The 17554-nt window shown below is 73.2% G+C and carries 11 protein-coding genes and 1 pseudogene; 1 reads left to right on the forward strand and 11 read right to left on the reverse strand.

Annotated elements, in window-relative coordinates; translation table 11 throughout:
- Positions 1-15: 15 nt before the first annotated feature.
- From IM778_RS18005 to IM778_RS13890, 10 genes and pseudogenes are all read right to left on the reverse strand, one after another.
- Positions 16-339: pseudogene (locus IM778_RS18005) on the reverse strand (DUF5684 domain-containing protein); the annotation flags it as partial.
- Positions 336-2870: a transglutaminase TgpA family protein gene (locus IM778_RS13850; protein WP_194409418.1), complete on the reverse strand. Its 2535-nt coding sequence runs from the start codon at positions 2868-2870 to the stop codon at positions 336-338. The pseudogene IM778_RS18005 and the gene IM778_RS13850, both read right to left, overlap by 4 nt.
- Positions 2867-4270 carry a DUF58 domain-containing protein gene (locus tag IM778_RS13855; protein ID WP_194409419.1) on the reverse strand — a complete coding sequence of 468 codons (1404 nt, stop codon included), beginning with the start codon at positions 4268-4270 and terminating at the stop codon, positions 2867-2869. Before IM778_RS13855 ends, IM778_RS13850 begins: the two co-directional genes overlap by 4 nt.
- Positions 4267-5232, reverse strand: coding sequence for an AAA family ATPase (locus tag IM778_RS13860; protein WP_194409420.1), 966 nt, complete (start codon positions 5230-5232; stop codon positions 4267-4269). The genes IM778_RS13855 and IM778_RS13860 overlap by 4 nt, the downstream gene beginning before the upstream one ends.
- A gap of 47 nt (positions 5233-5279) precedes the next feature.
- Positions 5280-11222, reverse strand: coding sequence for an Ig-like domain-containing protein (locus IM778_RS13865; protein ID WP_194409421.1), 5943 nt, complete (start codon positions 11220-11222; stop codon positions 5280-5282).
- Between the two features lie 19 nt (positions 11223-11241).
- Positions 11242-12384: a serine/threonine-protein kinase gene (locus IM778_RS13870; RefSeq protein WP_194409422.1), complete on the reverse strand. Its 1143-nt coding sequence runs from the start codon at positions 12382-12384 to the stop codon at positions 11242-11244.
- Positions 12385-12630: 246 nt separating this feature from the next.
- Positions 12631-13518 (reverse strand): type IV toxin-antitoxin system AbiEi family antitoxin domain-containing protein, encoded by an 888-nt coding sequence (locus tag IM778_RS13875; protein WP_194409423.1) that lies wholly within the window; start codon positions 13516-13518, stop codon positions 12631-12633.
- A 282-nt stretch (positions 13519-13800) separates the two neighbouring features.
- Positions 13801-14457, reverse strand: a complete 657-nt coding sequence (locus IM778_RS13880; RefSeq protein WP_194409424.1) for a spermidine/putrescine ABC transporter substrate-binding protein — start codon at positions 14455-14457, stop codon at positions 13801-13803.
- 47 nt (positions 14458-14504) lie between these two features.
- Entirely contained in the window at positions 14505-15080 is a 576-nt protein-coding gene (locus tag IM778_RS13885) for a hypothetical protein (protein ID WP_194409425.1), read from the reverse strand.
- Positions 15077-16075, reverse strand: a complete 999-nt coding sequence (locus IM778_RS13890; protein WP_194409426.1) for an ABC transporter — start codon at positions 16073-16075, stop codon at positions 15077-15079. Before IM778_RS13890 ends, IM778_RS13885 begins: the two co-directional genes overlap by 4 nt.
- A 147-nt stretch (positions 16076-16222) precedes the next feature.
- Between IM778_RS13890 and IM778_RS13895 the strand changes: the two genes are divergently transcribed.
- Positions 16223-16825, forward strand: a complete 603-nt coding sequence (locus tag IM778_RS13895; protein WP_194409427.1) for a hypothetical protein — start codon at positions 16223-16225, stop codon at positions 16823-16825.
- Between the two features lie 28 nt (positions 16826-16853).
- Here IM778_RS13895 and IM778_RS13900 read toward each other — a convergent pair whose 3' ends face one another.
- Positions 16854-17468 carry a hypothetical protein gene (locus tag IM778_RS13900; protein WP_194409428.1) on the reverse strand — a complete coding sequence of 205 codons (615 nt, stop codon included), beginning with the start codon at positions 17466-17468 and terminating at the stop codon, positions 16854-16856.
- Positions 17469-17554: the final 86 nt, after the last annotated feature.

Raw genomic sequence — 17554 nt, forward strand, 5'->3', positions numbered from 1 at the left:
CGGGAACAGCAGGATGCCGAGCACCGTCATGCCGGCGCCGTAGCCGAACGCGACGCTGATGCGGTAGAGCGCGATCGCGAAGACGACGACGGCCACGAGGTTGAGGACGGGGACGAACGCGAGCAGGACGAGCCACGGCGAGAGTCCCGCCAGCTGCAGCAGCACGATGCTGTTGAGGATCGGCACCCACGCCTTCCAGCCCTCCTCCCCCGACTTGCGGAACACGGCCGACAGCGCGAGCGCGATCCAGATGTACAGGCCGGCGGTCAGCAGCAGGGCGAACAGCACCCCGAAGAGCACGCCGGAGACGTCGGCGGCGGAGGCAGCGGTGGGAGTCATGGCATCGGACGCGCGGGCTCAGCCCGTCGTCTCCCCCTTTCGGCGGTTCGCGTTCGGGCGCCCGGTTCGGACGCCGGCAATCGGAGCAACGATCTCAACGATACGGTCGCGAGCAGCCCGCGCCATACGCCGCGCTCACGCCGGAGGCCGCGGCGCTCGGCGTCGACGGCATCCCAATAGTGCCGAGCCTCGTCGTCGGCGACCGTCGCGTGCGAGAAGACCGCGCGGTCGGCGTCGCGGGCGAGGCCGGTTCCGGACGGCGTCGCGAAGGACGCCGCGAGCTCGGTGCGCGTCAGCGTGCGCGGAGCGTCGCGGCCCGCGTCGACGGCGGCGTCGACGTACTCGTCCCAGGCTCCGGAGATCCGTGCGGCGGGCGTCGGCGCCCGGCGACGACGCCGTCGGCGCCCGGACTTCACGCCGAGCACGATCAGGAACGGGCCGAGAGCGAGGCCCAGCACGAGCAGCACGATGCCCGACGTGCGCAGCGCGGGCCACAGCCAGGCCAGGTCGAGTGCCCCGTCCTCCTCCGCGGGGCGATCGGACGCGGAGTCCTCCTGTGCGGAGTCGGGCGGCACGACCTCCTCGACCGACTCGGGGCGTACCTCGGTCACGTTCTCGGGGTCGCGCTGCTCGGTGACCTCGAGGCTCGGCGACTGCTCGTACTGCGGCGTGACGTCGACGGCGACCCATTCCCCGGCGGTCGACTGCACCTCCGTCCAGGCTGAGAGGTCCTGCGCACGGCACACGCCCTCGTCGCACGCCGCGAGCCCGGGCTCGACGGCCGACAGGCGCGCCCCCAGCACCACTCTCGACGGGAATCCGAGCTCACGGGCCATGAGCGCCACCGCGACGGCGAACTGCTCATCGTCGCCGACCGCCGCGACGTAGTTGCCGGATGCCGCGGCCCTCGGGTCCGACTCGCGCTCGAGCAGGCGCGAGAACATCGTGTCGACGCGCGCGAGCGAGTGGCCCGACGCGCTCGGCTGGAACGTGTAGTCGGGGATCGCACTCGCCCACGACGGGACCCCGTCGCCCTCGGCGAGCCCGTGGCTGAGGTACCCGCGCTCGCGCAGGAGCGACACCAGTCCGTCCAGCGCCGCCCCGCCGGCACCGCTGACGTGCTCGTCCATCCAGGCGCGAAGGCTGTCGGGAGCCGCGGCGCCTTCGAGCTCGCCTCCGGGCGCCTCGAGTCGCGCGAGGTCGGCCGGCTCCGGCTCGACGCCGCGCACGACGTAGCGGTCGCCCTCCTGCAGACCGCCGCCGGCGGTCTGCACCCCCGCCCAGGCCGCGGCGTTGTAGTAGAAGCGGTCGTCGAGCGACGATGCCCGGTCACCGGCGAAGTCGACGTTCTCGAGGCGGCCGATGGTCGGCATCCAGATCCCGTCCCAGCCGTCGATCTCGACTCGCGCCGCGATCGGGTCGCCCTCCCCCGCGTCGAGCGAGGACGGCACGCGCACGAAGCGGCCGGCATCCGCCGCGCCGGCACCGCCGGATCGGAACACCTCCCCGTCATAGGCGTCCAGCGTCGCGACCCGGATGCGCTCGGGGAGCGGCCCCGTCACCGGCTCGACGGTGAAGAGCACCTCGTCGTTGCGGCCCTCGGCGTACAGCGAACGGTACTGAGCGAGCGGGCTCACCTCGGCCGAGAGGTCGATGTCGGGCCCGACCGCCGAGCGCAGCACCTCGCGTTCGGCGCCGCGGGCCGCGAACGGCACGATCCCCACGGCGAGCGCGAGGGCCACGGCCAGCATGCCTGCGCCGAGCGCGGTGCGACGGCGATCGGCGCGGGACGGACGCCGGGACACGCGTACGCCGCTGGACGCCGCGGCGCGCTGCAGCGCGTGCACGCGCTCGTCGTGGGTGCGCCAGGCGAGCCACAGCAGGCTCGCGGCGAGCGCGACGACGCCGATCGCGGTCTCGACGGGGGCGTACAGCACCACCGGTCCGATCCTCACCGGCGCGCTGACCGTGGTCCGGCCGAAGAACAGGCCGAACGACGTCATGCCCAGCGCGACCGGCACTGCCGAGTACGCCGCGCGGTCCTGCCGCCAGGCCAGCAGCAGCACGGCGCATGTGCCGACGAGGAACACGACCAGAGCCGGCACGAGCAGGTTGCGATACGAACCGACGGGGAGGTCGACGGTGATCAGGTCCTTCCAGCCGAGGACCAGGCCGCTCGCGAGCTCGCCGAGCCCGCGCAGGAGCTGCTCGGGCGCACCCAGGCGCGACGGCACGGCGAGCGGGACGCCGAGCACCAGGAGCAGCGCCGCGAGCGTGCCGGCGACGAGCCAGCCGTTCCAGCGCCGCAGCCACGCGAGCGTGGCGACCACGGCCGCCACCGCCGTGGCGACGGCCACGAGGAGCAGGAAGCTGCCCGACCGGTAGATCGGCCACGCGGCGACGGTCGCGACCAGGACGATCAGGGCGCCGAAGACCGTGCCGGCGGCCACGCGAGGCACGAACCGCACGCCGCGCGCGCCGGAGGACCGCGGCGCGGAGACGGCCATCGCGTCACGTACGGCGGCGCTCATGAGGTGGCTCCTCGCACGAGGAGCCCCGACAGGTCGTCGAGGGTGCCGACGGTGAGCACGGTCATGCCCGACACCGCCTGCATGCGGGGGTGGGCACGCTCGTCGCACATGACGCCGACGACGGCCGTGTCACCGGGAAAAGCGAGCGCCGCCTGCTGCAGCCGCGTCAGCGGCACCCGCGAGCCGACCACCACGAACGCGATCGACAGGCGGTCGCCGGACTCCGCGGTCACGCGGCACACGTCGCCGACGGGCATCGTGCTGTCGAGGAGGTCGATGGTGCTGAAGCCGTCGAGCATCGGCCGCGGCGCCGTCGCCGGAAGACGGCGGATGGCGCGCAGGCGACCCCGCACCACCCGGGGGATCTCGGTGGCGCTGACGATCTGCACATCGCGGGCGTCGTGCACGGCGCGCAGGCCGAGCGACGCGGCGCACGACACGGCCAGCTCGAACTCGTCGGCGTCGGCGTACTCGGCCCGCGCCACGGCGAGCACGACCGCCATGTGCGAGCGTCGCGACTCCTCGTACTGGCGCACCATGAGGCGCCCGGTCTTCGCGGTCGAGCGCCAGTGGATCTGACGGCGCGAGTCGCCGGGGGCGTACTCGCGGATCGCGTGGAACGACATGTCGGCGTCCACGAGGCGGCGTGTCGGGCTGCCCTCGAGGTCGCGGATGAGACCCGCGCTCGTCGACGGAAGTCCGACCGTGCGCGGGTGGACGTACACCTCGTGCACGTCGTCGAACGCGTGCTCGCGCCGCAGCAGTCCGATCGGGTCGCTGCGCACGGTCGTCGCAGGACCCACGGTCACGATCCCGCGCCGCAGGCCCGGGATGTCGAGCGGCTGCGCCACCATGTGCCCCGGCCGCAGCAGCGGCACGCCGAACTCGACGAGCCCGGCGCCCACCGGGATGTCGATGCGCCCCGGCAGGGCGATGCGGTGCCCGTCGTTGCGGACCACGATCTCGCCCTCGACGCCGTCGCCGGCGACCACCCTCTCGTGGGTGAGGGCGAGGTCCACCTCGTACGAGCGCGCGCCGAACAGGAACGGCACCGCGGCGGCGAGGAGGAGGACGGATGCCGCGCCCGCCACCATCAGCTCCACCCACCCGAAGACGAGTCCCAGCGCCAGCCCCGCCGACGCCGCGAGCACCACGAGCGCACCCGCGGGGCGGATCGTCTCGGCGGCCCACTCGGCCGCGGCGGCGATTCCCGCGCCCGCCCTCCGCGCCGCGTTCGCCCCCCGCACCGCGGCGCGAACGAGCGCGCGGCTGCGACGCGACGAGGCGACGCTCGTCGCGGTGGCGTGCGTGCGGCCCTCCGTCCCGGTCGAGTGGACGGTGCGGGTGAGGCGGGACTCGACGGCGCTCTCGCCGCCCCGCTGGCGCGCAGCGGTGCTCATACCGCTTCGCGCCTCGCGGGCGGCGCAACGTCGAGCAGCACCTGCCCGACCACGGTCTCCTGGGTGACGCCGTCGAACTCGGCCTCGGGGTGCAGGATCAGGCGGTGCGACAGCACCGGTACAGCGAGCGCCTTGACGTCGTCGGGCGTCGCGTACGTGCGGCCCTGCGACGCGGCGCGCGAACGGGTCGCGCGCGTCAGGGCGAGCGCCCCGCGGATGCTGACGCCCAGGCGCACCTCGTCGGCGGCGCGGGTGGCGTCGACCAGCCGGGCGATGTAGTCCAGCACGAGCGCGTCGACGTACACCTGCGCGGCAAGGTCGGCCATGCCCACCAGTGCCTGAGGCGTGATGATCGGCGGCAGCTCGGCGGTCGCGACCGCGGCGCCGTCGAGGATCCGCACGGTCGCGGCATGGTCCGGGTAGCCGAGCGACGTGCGCATCATGAAGCGGTCGAGCTGGGCCTCCGGGAGGCGGTAGGTGCCGGCCTGCTCCACGGGGTTTTGCGTCGCGAGCACGAGGAACGGCACGCCGACCGGGCGGGATACGCCGTCGATCGTGACGCGGCCCTCCTCCATCACCTCGAGCAGCGCGGACTGCGTCTTGGGGCTCGCGCGGTTGATCTCGTCGGCGAGCACGATGTTCGCGAAGATCGGGCCCGCGTGGAACTCGAACACGCCCTCCTTCTGGTCGTAGACGCTGAGGCCGGTGATGTCGCTGGGCAGGAGGTCGGGGGTGAACTGGATGCGCGTGTTCGTGCCGTGCACCGACTGGGCCACGGCCCGGGCGAGCGAGGTCTTGCCGGTTCCCGGCACGTCCTCCAGGAGCACGTGACCGTCGCTCAGCATCGCCGTGAGGACGAGTTCGACGACGTGACGCTTGCCGAGCACGGCCCGCTCGACGTTGTCGGCGATCTGCCCGAACGTCTGCGCGAACCAGTCGGCCTGCTCCTGCGTGATGGTCATGTGGTGTGTCCTCTGGTCGGTTCAGGGAAGGTGACGGATGCCGCGGCTCACGGCGTGGGAGGCCCCTGGCCGGAGTCGCACTGCGCGCTCAGCCGCTGGGTGGCCGGGTCGAGGTTCCAGGCGGCGTTCCATGACACCGTGACATCGACGCCCTCGACGCTCGTGGCGCCCGCGGGAACGGTCCAGGATCCGGCCGTGTAGGGCAGCACGGCGCCGTGCTTGTCGAGGAACCGGATGTTGGCGTCGGACCATGCGAACGCGCCGTCGCCGTTGCTGGACGATGTGCTCCGCTGCAGCGTCGCGCCGGCCACGCACGAGTCGATCGACCAGCGCGCCTGCACCTGGTACGGAGCGCTTCCCGGTGCGGGCGTCACGATGCCGGGCGCGCTCATCGAACCCCAGAACCGGTGTCGGTAGTACACCTTGATCTCGGGATTCCGGTCGTAGATCGAGGTGCCGGACGACCAGCCGTCGAAGACCACGTCGTTGTTGCGCGGTACGCGCTCGGGCGAGACCGGCGTGTCGACGATCCGCCACCGTGCCTGCTGGCCCTCGATCACCGGCTGCCGTGCGACGACGAACGTGTAGCCCTGCGGGGCCGCCCCGCTCTGCATCGCGCGCACCGCGGCCTCGGCGGTGGCACGGCCGTACGCCGTCTCGCCGTACCAGGACTCGACGCAGACGAAGAACCGGTACTCCTCACCGTCCGGGAGGTCCGGGAACGATGCGCGGTCGCCGCCTGCCGTCGGCGCGCACCGCGATCGGTCGTCGTATCGCACGATGCCATAGCGCAACTGCGAGCCTGTGCCGTTCGGCTGCGCCGTCGCCACGGCATCCACCGTCGACGTCCCGTCGCCGGTCGAGCGCGACGAAAGCGACAGCGTCACGTTCGTCGGAGCTCCCACGCCGTTGGCGTTGATGGTGACCGCCTGGCCCGACGGCTGGCCGCCGAGTCCGGGCGGGAGCGAGAACCGCGAGTAGGGGGTGATGGTCACGGGCGACACCGAGTTGGAGCCGACCCGGTAGCTGCGCACCTCGACGCGCTCGTCGCCGCGACCGATGTTCACCCGCAGTGTCTCCCCCGTCGGGCTCGTGATTTCGAGGGTTCCCGTCTCGGCGACGTCGACACCCTGGATCACGAGCGAGATGACGCCGCCCTCGCCGCTGGTCACGACGGGGAGCCAGCTCACACTCGAGGGAGTGCCCGGCGCGTCGTACGCCCACGCGACGGTCCGGACGCTCGAGCGCGACTCGCCGACGGCGTTGACCGCCCATGCCTCATAGGTGCGCTGCTCGCCGTTGGGGGCGGGGATGTCGGGGCAGACGCCGGCGGCCGTGCACCGCGCGACCTCCTGCCCGCCGGAGCGGACGACGAAGCCCGAGAGCGCCGGGTACGCCTGACGCGCCTCGCCCGGGTCGACGCGCAGCGTGACGGCGCCGTTGGCGTACGCGGTCTGCGCGATGCTCGACGGCGCCTTCGGGTACCCGAGCAGGTCGAGCAGGATGCGGCCGTCGCGCTCGGAGCTCGTGATGCGGCCCTGTGCGTCGCGTACCGAGAAGGTGGCCGTGCACGTCGCGCCCGGGGCATCCTGCGTCCACGTGGCGACGACCGTGGTCGGCGAGGCGACCTCGAAGCCGACGCCGGCGCACGCGCCCGTCGGGCGGACGCCGGCCACCTCGAGCGGCGTGCGCGGCAGCGGGTTCACCTCGCCGGGCCCGCCGATGACCGGGATCGTGCACGACGATCCCGACGCCTGCGAGCACTGCCGCACGACGGACGCGCCCTGCGGGAGCGTCGACGGAGCGGCGCCGACCCGCAGGATCAGGCGCGCCGGGGCGACCGACGGGTGGCTGGTGACGCCGACGAGCGCGGCCTCCTCCGACCCCGGCACCGCCCGGTCGGCCCCGGTCACCGTGAGAACGGAGCCCTGCTGGGTCACCTCGAAGCCCGGTCCGGCGTGGTCGACCCGATACTGGATGCCCGCCCAGTCCTCGCGCAGCTGCCACGTCGTCATGTCGCGAAGGTCGTAGGTGGCCGTCTCGCCCGGCCCGACCGTGATCGACGCCGGCCGCAGCTCCGGCTGCGGGTCGCGCGGCCGCACGATGATGGGCACCGACAGGTAGGTCCAGTCGTCGTGCCCGGTGAGGCGCACCGGCACCTGGCACGCGTCCACCCACGGCGCGCCGGCGCCGGCGTCGTAGCGCACGACGGTTCCCGACTCGAGGGTGCAGGCCGCCTCGAGGCGTGCCCCCGACACCCGCACCTCGGACCCCACCTCGACGCGCGCCCCGCGCGGGCGGGCGACGAGGCCGGCCATGTCGAAGGTGGTCGACTCGAGCTCGGCGACCTCGGGCGACGCCGCGCCCGCCCGCAGCGTCAGGGCGAGGTCGTCGTCTCCGGGGACGCGGAGGAACCCGTACGAGGTGACCTCGCCGGACGCCCCCTCCCCCGTGACGGCGAACGGGATGAGCCGCGTCTTCGCGGGGAGCGCGCCGCGCAGGCGCGAGCCGTCGACCTCCACGCCGTCGGGCTCTCCCCACAGCGTCAGCTCCAGGTCCGACACGTCGCCACCCGACCACGCGACCTTGCCGTCGAGCACCTCGACGCCGCGCGGGAAGTCCTCGCGCGTCTCGACGGTCAGGCTGGTGTCGGACACGACCGGGTAGTCGGGCACGCTCTCGCGCACGACCCGCACGACGATGAGGCCGCGCCCGGTGTTGCCCGACGTCGACTCGACGTCGTACAGGAACGACATGGTCGCGGGCGCCTCGCCCGCCTCGATCACGACGGTCGCGTCGTCGACCGCGGCGATGCGCTCGTCCAGGCGCGCGTACTCGGGGTTCTCGCTGCCGTCCACCAGCGTCGCGGGGGCATCCGGACGGATGTCGGTGACGCGCAGGGTGCCCAGTGTCGGGTCGACGTCGTTGGAGAGCGGGCTGACCCGGATCGTGTTGCCCGCGCCCGCCTGCACCTGCACGTAGTCGGTGAACGTGACCGGGCTGGGATTCGCCTCGCTGTCGAGGACCCCCACGCGCACCGTCCCCTCCGCGGTCTCGCCGAACGCGTCGACGACGCGATACCGGAACGAGACCTGGCCGCTGTCGCCGGGGACGCTCGTGTACAGGATCGACGCGCCGTCGGCCGAGATCGTCGCGGCGCCGCGCTCGGGCTGCGCCACGATCCGGTCGAGCGTCACGACGTCGCCGTCGGGGTCCATGCCGAAGCCGGCGAACTCGATGAGCGCGGACTGTCCGCTGAGCGCGCGGCCCTCGAGCGTGTCGGCGGTCGGCGCACGGTTCGCGTCGTCGTCGATCACGCGGATGCGCACCCTCGCCGTGTCGGCGAGCGCCGGAGCCCCGGTCGTGAAGACCGAGTACTCGACGGCGTACTCGCCCGGCTCGCGGGGCGCCAGGTAGCGGAGCAGATCGTCCGACGCGAACGCGAGTGCGGCATCCGTCGACGACGTCACCGACGCGGGGTTCAGGGTCGGCCGCCCGCCCGCCGGCGAGATGTCGTTGTCGAGCACCGGGATGTCGATCTGGGCGCCCGCGCGCACCACCACGGCGTCGTCGACCGCGATCGGGGCGAGCTCGGGAGCGGGCGGCAGCAGATACACCGTCGCCTGCCCCTCGACGCTCGATCCCGCGTCCTCGGTGCCGTCGCTGACGATGTACGAGACCGTGCCGAGCCGGCCCGGGCCGCCGTCGGCCGTCGTGCCCGACACCCTGAGATGGTTCTGCCCGACCGCGTCGACCGACAGCGTGGCTCCGGCATCCGCCCTCGCCACGACGTCGCTGAGCAGCAGCACCCGTCGAGTGGGGTTCGAGACGGCGTCGAACACCGCGAGCGTCGCATCCTCCTGCGGGTGGACGAACGCGACCACCGGCGACGTCGCGAGCTGCGCCGGCGCATCGGCGGGGAGCACCGTGATCCGAGCCGTCCCGGTGGCATCGCTCGCGCCGTCGGTGACGGTGAAGTCCACGCGGTAGGTGCCGGGGTTCTGAGCCGAGAAGTCGAACGACGTCGACCCGCCGACGACCGTCGCTGTCGCGGCCGCGTCGTCGAGCACGCGCACCGAGTCCAGTGACAGGGTGCCGGCGGTGCCCGTGACGTGCCCTGCCACGTCGACCGTGAATCCCGAGGCGACGGTGTCGACCACTGCGAACGACTGCACCGCCAGCTGCGGCTGCGGCGAGACCTTCACCACGAGGGGCTTGACGGAGGACTGACCCTGCGTGTCGGCGACCGTCACGGCGAGCTCCACGAGCTGCTCTCCGCCCTCACCCGCGTCGCTGTGCTGGTAGACGACCTCGCCCGCGGGCGTGGCGGCCACGCTTCCGATGCCGGAGGTGTTCTCGACCGACAGCAGGAGGAGCGGGTCGCCTTCCGGGTCGACCCATCCCGGGAGCACCGGCACGGTCACCGTGCCGCCGCGCGCCACCTCGGGCTCGGGCCATTCGACCAGGCAGCGGTCGACGCCGCACCACTCGGGGGCGGACTCCGCCGTGGGAGCCACGACGTCGACCGTGACCGTCGTGGGCGCAGATCGCAGCCCGTCGCCGGTGGTGCCGTCGGTCACCGCGTACGAGAACGTGGCCGCTCCGGTCGCGGCGGGGTTCACGCGCACGGCGAAGCGCTGGCCGTCGTCGGTGATGCTGACGGTCCCGAAGCCCGGGTCGAGTCCGGTGACCGACGCGGGGTCGATCGCCAGGACGTCCTCGTTCGGATCGTGGTCGTTCATCAGCACCGGCAGCGACGCGAGCGCCCCGGCGCGCACGCCGAACGCGTCGGGCTCGGCGACGGGCGGCTTGGGGTCGAGCACGACCTGCAGCTGCTCCTCGCTGGGCACGGCGTCGGGGTCGGTCTTGTCGTCGAGCGACCAGTCCTGGCTCGACGTGATGAGTGCACCGTCGGGCACCGACCACGCCCACCCGGAGCGCGTCTCGTTCAGGATCACCGCGGAGTCGTTGGCGACGAACACCGGCCGGCGATCGTCGGGCATCGTCTCGTCGCCGTACTCCAATTCGACGACGTCGCCGCGCGAACGCCACAGCGTGCCGTCGTTCTCGCCCTGCGGCAGCCACGCGGCATACGTCTCGCCGTCGTGCGTGAGGGGCTGGGCGGGCGTGCCGAGCACGGCGCCGGTCCCGCCGAACACCGAGACGGCGCCCGAGCCGTCGACGGGCACCCGCACGAGCGCGGTCTCGTCCGAGAGGAAGACCGCACTGCCCGCCGCGTCGGGCTTGCCGGCCACGACCGCGCCCGTCGTCGGCGCCTGGATCGATGCATCCGCCCCGCGAAGCCACACGTCGCCGTCCTCGGTGTCGACGACCGCCCACGTGTCGCCCGCCGCCGTGATGGCCGGCGCGGCCAGCCCTTCCGCGTCGAGCGGGTCGCGGCCGAGCACCTGCGCCTCGGCGATGTCGAACCGGAGCACCGATCGGTCGGCGCGGGAATAGGCGAACAGCACGCCCCGCTCGTCGACCGCGATGGCGTCGGCGGTGTACTGCGGGGCGTCCTCGTCGCGAGACGGGAACGGGTCGAGCTGCGGCGGCGTCCCCTTCGACAGCAGCCCCGCGAAGACCGCACCCGAGTCGGTGCGGTAGGCCACGTAGTCGTCGGCCGTGGCGACGTCGGTGGTGCCGGGCGGCGTCGACTCGGAGGCCTGCAGCGCCTCCTCGTCGAGATCGGCGGGCAGCGCCTCGTCGATGCGCGTCACCTTGCTGAAGCTGTCGCTGAAGAGGTACGCGGCGTCGGCCGTCTGCACCACCTGGTCGGGGTTGCTGATGCTGCGCACCGTGTCGAGCTCGCCCACCGACGTGTTGACACGCGCGTAGCGCCGGCCCTCGCCGGTCTGCAGCGCCCACACCGATGCGTCGACCTCGGGGGTCTCCTGCGCGTCGAGGCCCGGCCACACCACGCTCACGCCGATGATCACGGCCACCGCCGCGCCGGCGGCGACCAGGCCGGCGAGCGTGCTCCGCCGCATCACCGCATCCCCGCGCGCATCACAGCACCCCCGTGGCGAAGAGCGCCGCCACCACGACGCCGGCGCCGAGCACCACTCCCGCCCCGATTCCGGCGACCCACGGCAGCGCGCCGCGCGCGCCGCGCCGCGCCGGAGCCGACAGCTCGGCATCCTCGTCGCGGGCCAGCGCCGCCACGCCGCTGCTGGTGCGCGCCTTGCGCGTCACGTCGCGCTCCACATGCGAGCGCGTGGGACCGCGCAGCGCGGAGTCGCCGAAATCGACGGGCGCGGATGCCGGAGACCAGTCCGAGTCCGGAACCTCGAGCGGCGTCGGCGACAGGCCCAGCTCGGCCTGCACCTCGCGCAGCGCCTCGGCGAACGCCCGCGCCGACGGGTACCGCCGCGCCGGGTCGCGGTTCATCGCGGTCGCCAGCACGCGCTGCAGCGACGGGGGCACCTCGTGACGGGGGATCTCGACGTAGGTCGCCCGGGCGATGCGGCGGCGCAGCAGATCCTTCGTGTTCTGCCCGCGTTCGCGGCGCTCGAACGGGCTGTGACCGGCCAGCAGCGAGTACACCGTCGCCCCGAGGCTCCACACCTCGCTCTCCACCGTGCCCGTGGTCTGCTCGGCGATCACCTCGGGGGCGCTCCACGGGATGGACATCGCGAGCACCTCCTCGCCGGTGCTCTTGCGCTGCAGCGACGCCGAGATGCCGAAGTCGGCGAGCACGGGCGTGCCGAAGGTGGTGATGAGGATGTTGCTGGGCTTCACGTCGCGGTGGATGAGGCCCGCGCGGTGGGCGGACTCGAGGGCGCTCGCCATCCGCACGCCGGTCGCGAGCACCTCGTCGACGGGGATGCGCTCGACCCGGTAACGCTGCGCGAGCGACCCCGGGCAGAACTCCATGACGATGTAGGGGCGGCCGTCGGCCGAGATGCTCGCCTGATAGACGGTCACGATCGACGGGTGCGCCGACAGGTGCGCCAGCACGTCGGCCTCGGCGTTGAACATGCGCCGCAGCTCGGGATCGCGCACGTCGCTGGGCATGACCTTGACCGCGACGTTGCGGCGAGGCATGTCCTGCTCGTACAGGAAGACGTCGGCGAAGCCGCCGGAGCCGAGAGGACGGATGTAGGCGAGCCCGGGCAGGATCGGAGGCGCCGACGGAAGCCGTGTGGCCACCTCACCTCCCCGCGGGCTGGAATGCCATGGACGACGCATGCCGCGGAGCGGCAGCAAACCTGGCCATGCTAACAAAACCACCTCCGAGTCCCCGCCATCACCCCTCACCCTCGGCCACCTCCGCCGTGCGAAAAGTCACCCTGGTCGAACGACACGCCGGGTCAAGGCATCCGTCACCGGCGCGCCACCGTCACCGAGGTGACTTTCGTCAGGAGGGGCGGGGACGACGGATGCCGCGACCCGGCGCTACCAGGTGAGCCCGGCGACGCTTCGATGGAGGTTACGACCCACGGCGGCGAGCACGGCGCTCTCGACAAGGGGCCAGTCGTGGACGATCATGGCGTAATCCAGGCGCAGCGTGACGAAACCGAGCGCCATGGCCGCGGCATCCCGCACACGATCTCGGTGCCGCGCCGGCCCGTCGTGGGTGTCGCCGTCGGCCTCGATGATCAGGCAGTCGCCGATGACGAAGTCGACGCGCCCGACGCCGGGGATGGGGACCTGGCTCGCGAGGTGGATCCCGTGCTTGTGCAGCCGCAGCCTCAGGAGCGATTCGAGGCCGCTGTCGGCATCGGTGCGCGCGAAGTCGACGAGCCATCGGCACCGCGCCGGAACATGGCGACGCAGTCGAATCCGTCCTGGGGCGTCGACCAGTCCCTGGCGCAGCGCCGACTCGAGCGCCGCGAAGAAGGCCTCCTCGCCGCGGCAGTGGAGGATCTGGACCAGGCACTGGAGGACGCCGACGCGCCCGAGCTCCGGTTCGCCGAGGGGGTGGTCCCGGTGGAAGACGCAGCAGGAGCCCTGGTCGGGTTCCGGGTGGATGGCGACTCGAGTCGTCCGATACCCCGCCCGCACCCAGGTGTGCGTCGTCTCGGCGTCGGTGTCGTCCAGGACCCAGAGGCCGTGGTCCCGCCCCGCGGTGACGCACGCGACAGCGCCCCGATGGCTGAGCGCCTCGATGGTCGCCTCCGATGCGTCGGGCAGGACGTAAACACCGTGCCGCGGCCGCAGCAGGCGCGCCTCACGCACCGCGTGGGTGAGGTCGGCCTTCGCGACTCCGGCCTTCGCGAGCTGTGCCGTTCGTGCGATGCCGCCGGCGCGGCGCACGGCCTCGACTGCGGCATCGACGGACATGTGTTGAGGCTGGCCGACGCCGGAGCCCACCCGAACGGAGTGCGGCCCTCTCTGTGGACAACTGTCGGATCCCGCCGCCTGTGGAGGAGCCGGTGGCTGCGCCAGGCCAGCCGCGGCTGCGAAAAGTCACCTCGGTCGTGCGACACGCCGGGCTGCGGCATCCGTCACCGGCGTGTCGCCGTCACCGAGGTGACTTTCGGCACCCGAGAAGCACTGTCCGCACGGCGGAAGGCAAGAAGGGAGTGACGGATGCCGCACCCCGTCCGGCCCGGGACGAGCGGGTCAGTCGTTGCGGGGGTCTTGGGGATCGAAGGGGGCGTCGAGCGACTTCGTGAGGTCGGCGAGCATCGCCTCGATCTGCGGCTCGACGAACTCGGCGATCGCCGCCTGGATGCGCAGGCGGTGGTGCAGCAGGATCGTGCACACTTCCCGTCCGACCATGTTGGCGTAGTCGTCGGCGAGGCCGACCTCCTGCCGCAGCGCGGCCTTGGCCTCGTCGCTGAGCGGCGGCAGGTCGGGCACATCGGCATCGGACTGTTCGGCCAGCCCCGCGATCGTGAAGAGGAACGGCGCGCCGGGCACCGGATCGGGGTCGAGCGGAAGCCCCTCGAACTCGGGGTCCAAGCCCTCCGAAGGGCGGTAGCTGCGCGCGCGGTTGCGCGCGGCCTGCTGGTCGAGCTCGGACTGCAGCATGGGCAGGTTCACCGCCGTGTACTCGGCGACGGCGCGGTCGACGATCGTCTTGATGCGGGTCGAGAGCCCGTGCTGGACTCCGTGCGGAACGTCGGCGCCCAGCCCCGCGGCCGACAGCACGGGCGAGCCGAAGCAACGACGGCACGGCGCGGTGCGACCGCGATGCGTCGACGGCTCCCACCGCGGCAGCCAGGCGAGCCAGGCGTCCACCGCCTGGCTGACCTGGGTCTCGAGCGACCGCTCCACGGGCTCAACGGTAGTACGGGCAGGCGATCGGCGCCCGGTTTCGCGGGTCACTCGTCGAACTCGTCCTCCCACGGCCAGCGCGGACGATGGGCGCGTGTGCGCACGAGGGCGATGCCCGACCATGCGCACACGAAGGCCGCCGCCGCGATCGCGAGCCCGAACCACGACGTCGCCAGGCGCCCGGCGACTCCCGCGGCCACGCCGAGCCCCGCGCCGGACGCCAGCACGCCGAACCACACGCCTCCGATGTACGCGAGGAAGCACGCGGCCGTCGTCCACGCGGCGCCCCAGAACGACGGATGCCTCGGCCTCGCGGCGCTGCGGCCGACCCCCGGCCGGTCGTTCCGGGCGTCGGCGTCTGCGCGTGCGGCCGAGGCATCCGTCGCCCCCGCGCCGCGGATGGCGGCCCACAGCCCGCCCGCGAAAGCGAGGGTCGTCAGCACCATGCCGGCGATGCCGGGGACCTGGCCGAGCCCGGGGGTCTCGATGATGTCCTGGCTCGTCGCCAGGCTCGTGATGCCGAGGCCGAAGATCGCGAGGGCGACGAACCCGAGCGTGGCGAACACGAGCGCCGTGACGGGGCGGACCTGTCCGCCATCGCGTCCCGGCGCCCCGTTCGTCACGGCCGGACGATCTGCGGCCCAGCCTCGAGCGTGCGCTCGTACTCCCGCTGCGCCTCGACGTTCAGCTCGGTGACGCGCTTGCCGCGCGCCGCCGCCCACGTGCCGAACCAGATGGTGAGCTCGCGCCCGATGACGAACGCCGCGAACGCCATCGGCGTGAGCAGTTCAGCCGAGACGAGCGCCTGACCCTCGCTGAGCGTGAGGTCCCAGAACGGCGCCTGGAACAGCGCGCCGAGCAGGTGGCCGCCGTACGCGGCGAACCCGACCAGCAGGCCGAAGACCACCCACGCGCCCCACCGGCCGCGGTTGATGATGGCCCCGAGCAGCCAGAACGCGAGGAAGAAGACGATGACCGGCACCCACAGCGACCACGTCGCGAGGTGCTCGAGCGCCACCGCACCGACGTTCTCGGCCGTCACGTCGCCGCGGATCGCGCCGACGCCGAGCCACACCGCAAAGTAGAGGATCGCGAACGACAGCGCTGCCAGAAGACCGATCGCGCCCGCCGCGGCGCGGTTGCCGCGGGGTCGAGGCGCTTCGGGCGCCTGCACGAAGATCGGCTGCGGCGCCGCCGTGTACGCGGGCTCCGACACGGGCTCGCTGGGCGTCACCACGGGCGCGGCCACGACGGTGGGAGAGTCGTCGGCAGGCGTGTAGACCGCGGTGTCGCCTGCGGCGTCGCCCGCGGGCGGACGGTAGTCGAGCGATGCCGCCTCGGGGGTGTCCCACGGGTCGGGCTCCGCGGGCTCGGCGGGAGCCGCCGGTGCGGCATCGGGGGTCGGGGAGTCCGGCTCGGACGACGCACGCATCTCGGCGCGGGACGGCGCCGGGGTGTCGGCGCCGGCGTCCGCCGGTTCGGGAGCGGGTGCATCCGCGCCCGCGTCGCGGCGGGCGGCCTCCGCCTCTGCGAGACCCTCGTTGGCACTGCCGACGACATCGTCGACGTCGCCGGGCTCGTCGACGGGCTCGCCGTAGGACGATCTGGGGTCACTCATCGCAAGCACTCCTCACGCGGGCTGGTTTCCCGCAGTGCGAGAGTAGTCCCCGCACCGGCCTGCGCCGCGGAGGCGTGCCGCGGGAATCCGTACGCCCGGCGGCGCGCTGCACGCGGGGGCGGCGACGGATGCCTCTAACCTGGGCGCATGTCACATCCAGCGACGCGGCTCGCGGGCGCCGCCGGAACCCTGGTCCTCGCGATGGGGCTGCTCGCCGCGTGCGCGCCGGATCCTGGAACCGAAACTCCCGGCCCTTCGGCATCGGGTTCCGCGACGTCATCGCCCGACAGCACGGCCACGCCCACGCCCACGCCCACGTCGTCGGCCGCCGCCCGCGTCGAGATCCCGGACGACTGCCGCGCGATCCTCTCCGCGGCAGTGCTCGCCGAGCTCGACGGCGTGCCGCTCAACGACCCCGCGTTCGGGCCCTCCGGTCCGCAGGCGGACGGCAGCCTCATCTGCGTGTGGGGCGATCCCGCCGCTGACACGACGAGCCTCGTCACGACCCTGTCGTACATGTCGCGCGGCCCCGCCCTCGACATGCTCAACGCCCTCGTCGCCGACGAGGGATTCACCTGCTACACCCCCGACGAGGGCACCCGCTGCGAGAAGACCTGGCAGAACGAGTCGTACCCGGTGACCGACGGGCGCACGCTGTACTGGCGCGACGACGTCCTCATCGACTCGCGCTACTCGAACCTCGCCCCCAGCGGATACACCGCCGCGATCGTCGCGAGCCTGTTCGGCTAGCTCTGGCCGCCTCGCGTCGGCGGTGCCGTCATCTGAAGACGTTGCGCTCCAGCCGCGCGCCGTAGTCCTCGGGGTGCCAGCGCGTCTCGGCGCTCGCGAGCCACAGCCCGTCCCGGAGGGTGTGCTCCTCGAGCACCCCGCCCTCGGTGCGCGTGCAGACCAGTCCGGCGGCCGACGACGCGCACGCGAACCCCTGGCCCGCGAGTGCCGCCTCGGCGATCGTTCCCGCGTCGGCGTCGACCCGCGACAGCGTCGTGACGATGCCGCCGTCCGCCGAGCGCCACTCGCACGTGACGACGACATCGGGGGTCACCGCGTCGGAGAACGACGTGGCCCGGGTGACCGGCGCGGCCGCGCTCTGGTCGAGCCGTGAGCCGGCACGCCACATGAGCTCGTTCCAGAGGTCGTCGGGATAGAGGCTGCGACAGTCGATCTGCGCCCCGCCGGCCGCCTGCCGGGCGATCGACTCCTCGGGCGCGGGCGCCGGCTGCGCGGTCGTCGCCTTCCGCAGCGTGTCGCCCACCCACGTCACCGACACGGGGACCATCGGCAGCGCGAGATAGGCCAGACCCGCCACGACGGCCGCGCACGCGAGTCCCGCGGGCACAGCGATCCACGAGTTCCGACCGCCGACGCGCGCCATGGGCCCCCACCTCCGTGTCCACGGTAAGCCGCCATGGCGGCCACTCCGGTGCGGCGCGCAGCACTCGCTCGGGGATGCCCTGGCAA

This window comes from Microbacterium cremeum (assembly GCF_015277855.1).
Lineage (GTDB): Bacteria > Actinomycetota > Actinomycetes > Actinomycetales > Microbacteriaceae > Microbacterium > Microbacterium cremeum.

Excerpts from the sequence above, each read along its gene's own strand:
- IM778_RS13850 (WP_194409418.1), bottom strand. The coding sequence starts at position 2,870 with ATGAGCGCCGCCGTACGTGACGCGATGGCCGTCTCCGCGCCGCGGTCC.
- IM778_RS13855 (WP_194409419.1), bottom strand. The coding sequence starts at position 4,270 with ATGAGCACCGCTGCGCGCCAGCGGGGCGGCGAGAGCGCCGTCGAGTCC.
- IM778_RS13860 (WP_194409420.1), bottom strand. The coding sequence starts at position 5,232 with ATGACCATCACGCAGGAGCAGGCCGACTGGTTCGCGCAGACGTTCGGG.
- IM778_RS13865 (WP_194409421.1), bottom strand. The coding sequence starts at position 11,222 with ATGCGGCGGAGCACGCTCGCCGGCCTGGTCGCCGCCGGCGCGGCGGTG.
- IM778_RS13875 (WP_194409423.1), bottom strand. The coding sequence starts at position 13,518 with ATGTCCGTCGATGCCGCAGTCGAGGCCGTGCGCCGCGCCGGCGGCATC.
- IM778_RS13890 (WP_194409426.1), bottom strand. The coding sequence starts at position 16,075 with ATGAGTGACCCCAGATCGTCCTACGGCGAGCCCGTCGACGAGCCCGGC.
- IM778_RS13895 (WP_194409427.1), top strand. The coding sequence starts at position 16,223 with ATGTCACATCCAGCGACGCGGCTCGCGGGCGCCGCCGGAACCCTGGTC.
- IM778_RS13900 (WP_194409428.1), bottom strand. The coding sequence starts at position 17,468 with ATGGCGCGCGTCGGCGGTCGGAACTCGTGGATCGCTGTGCCCGCGGGA.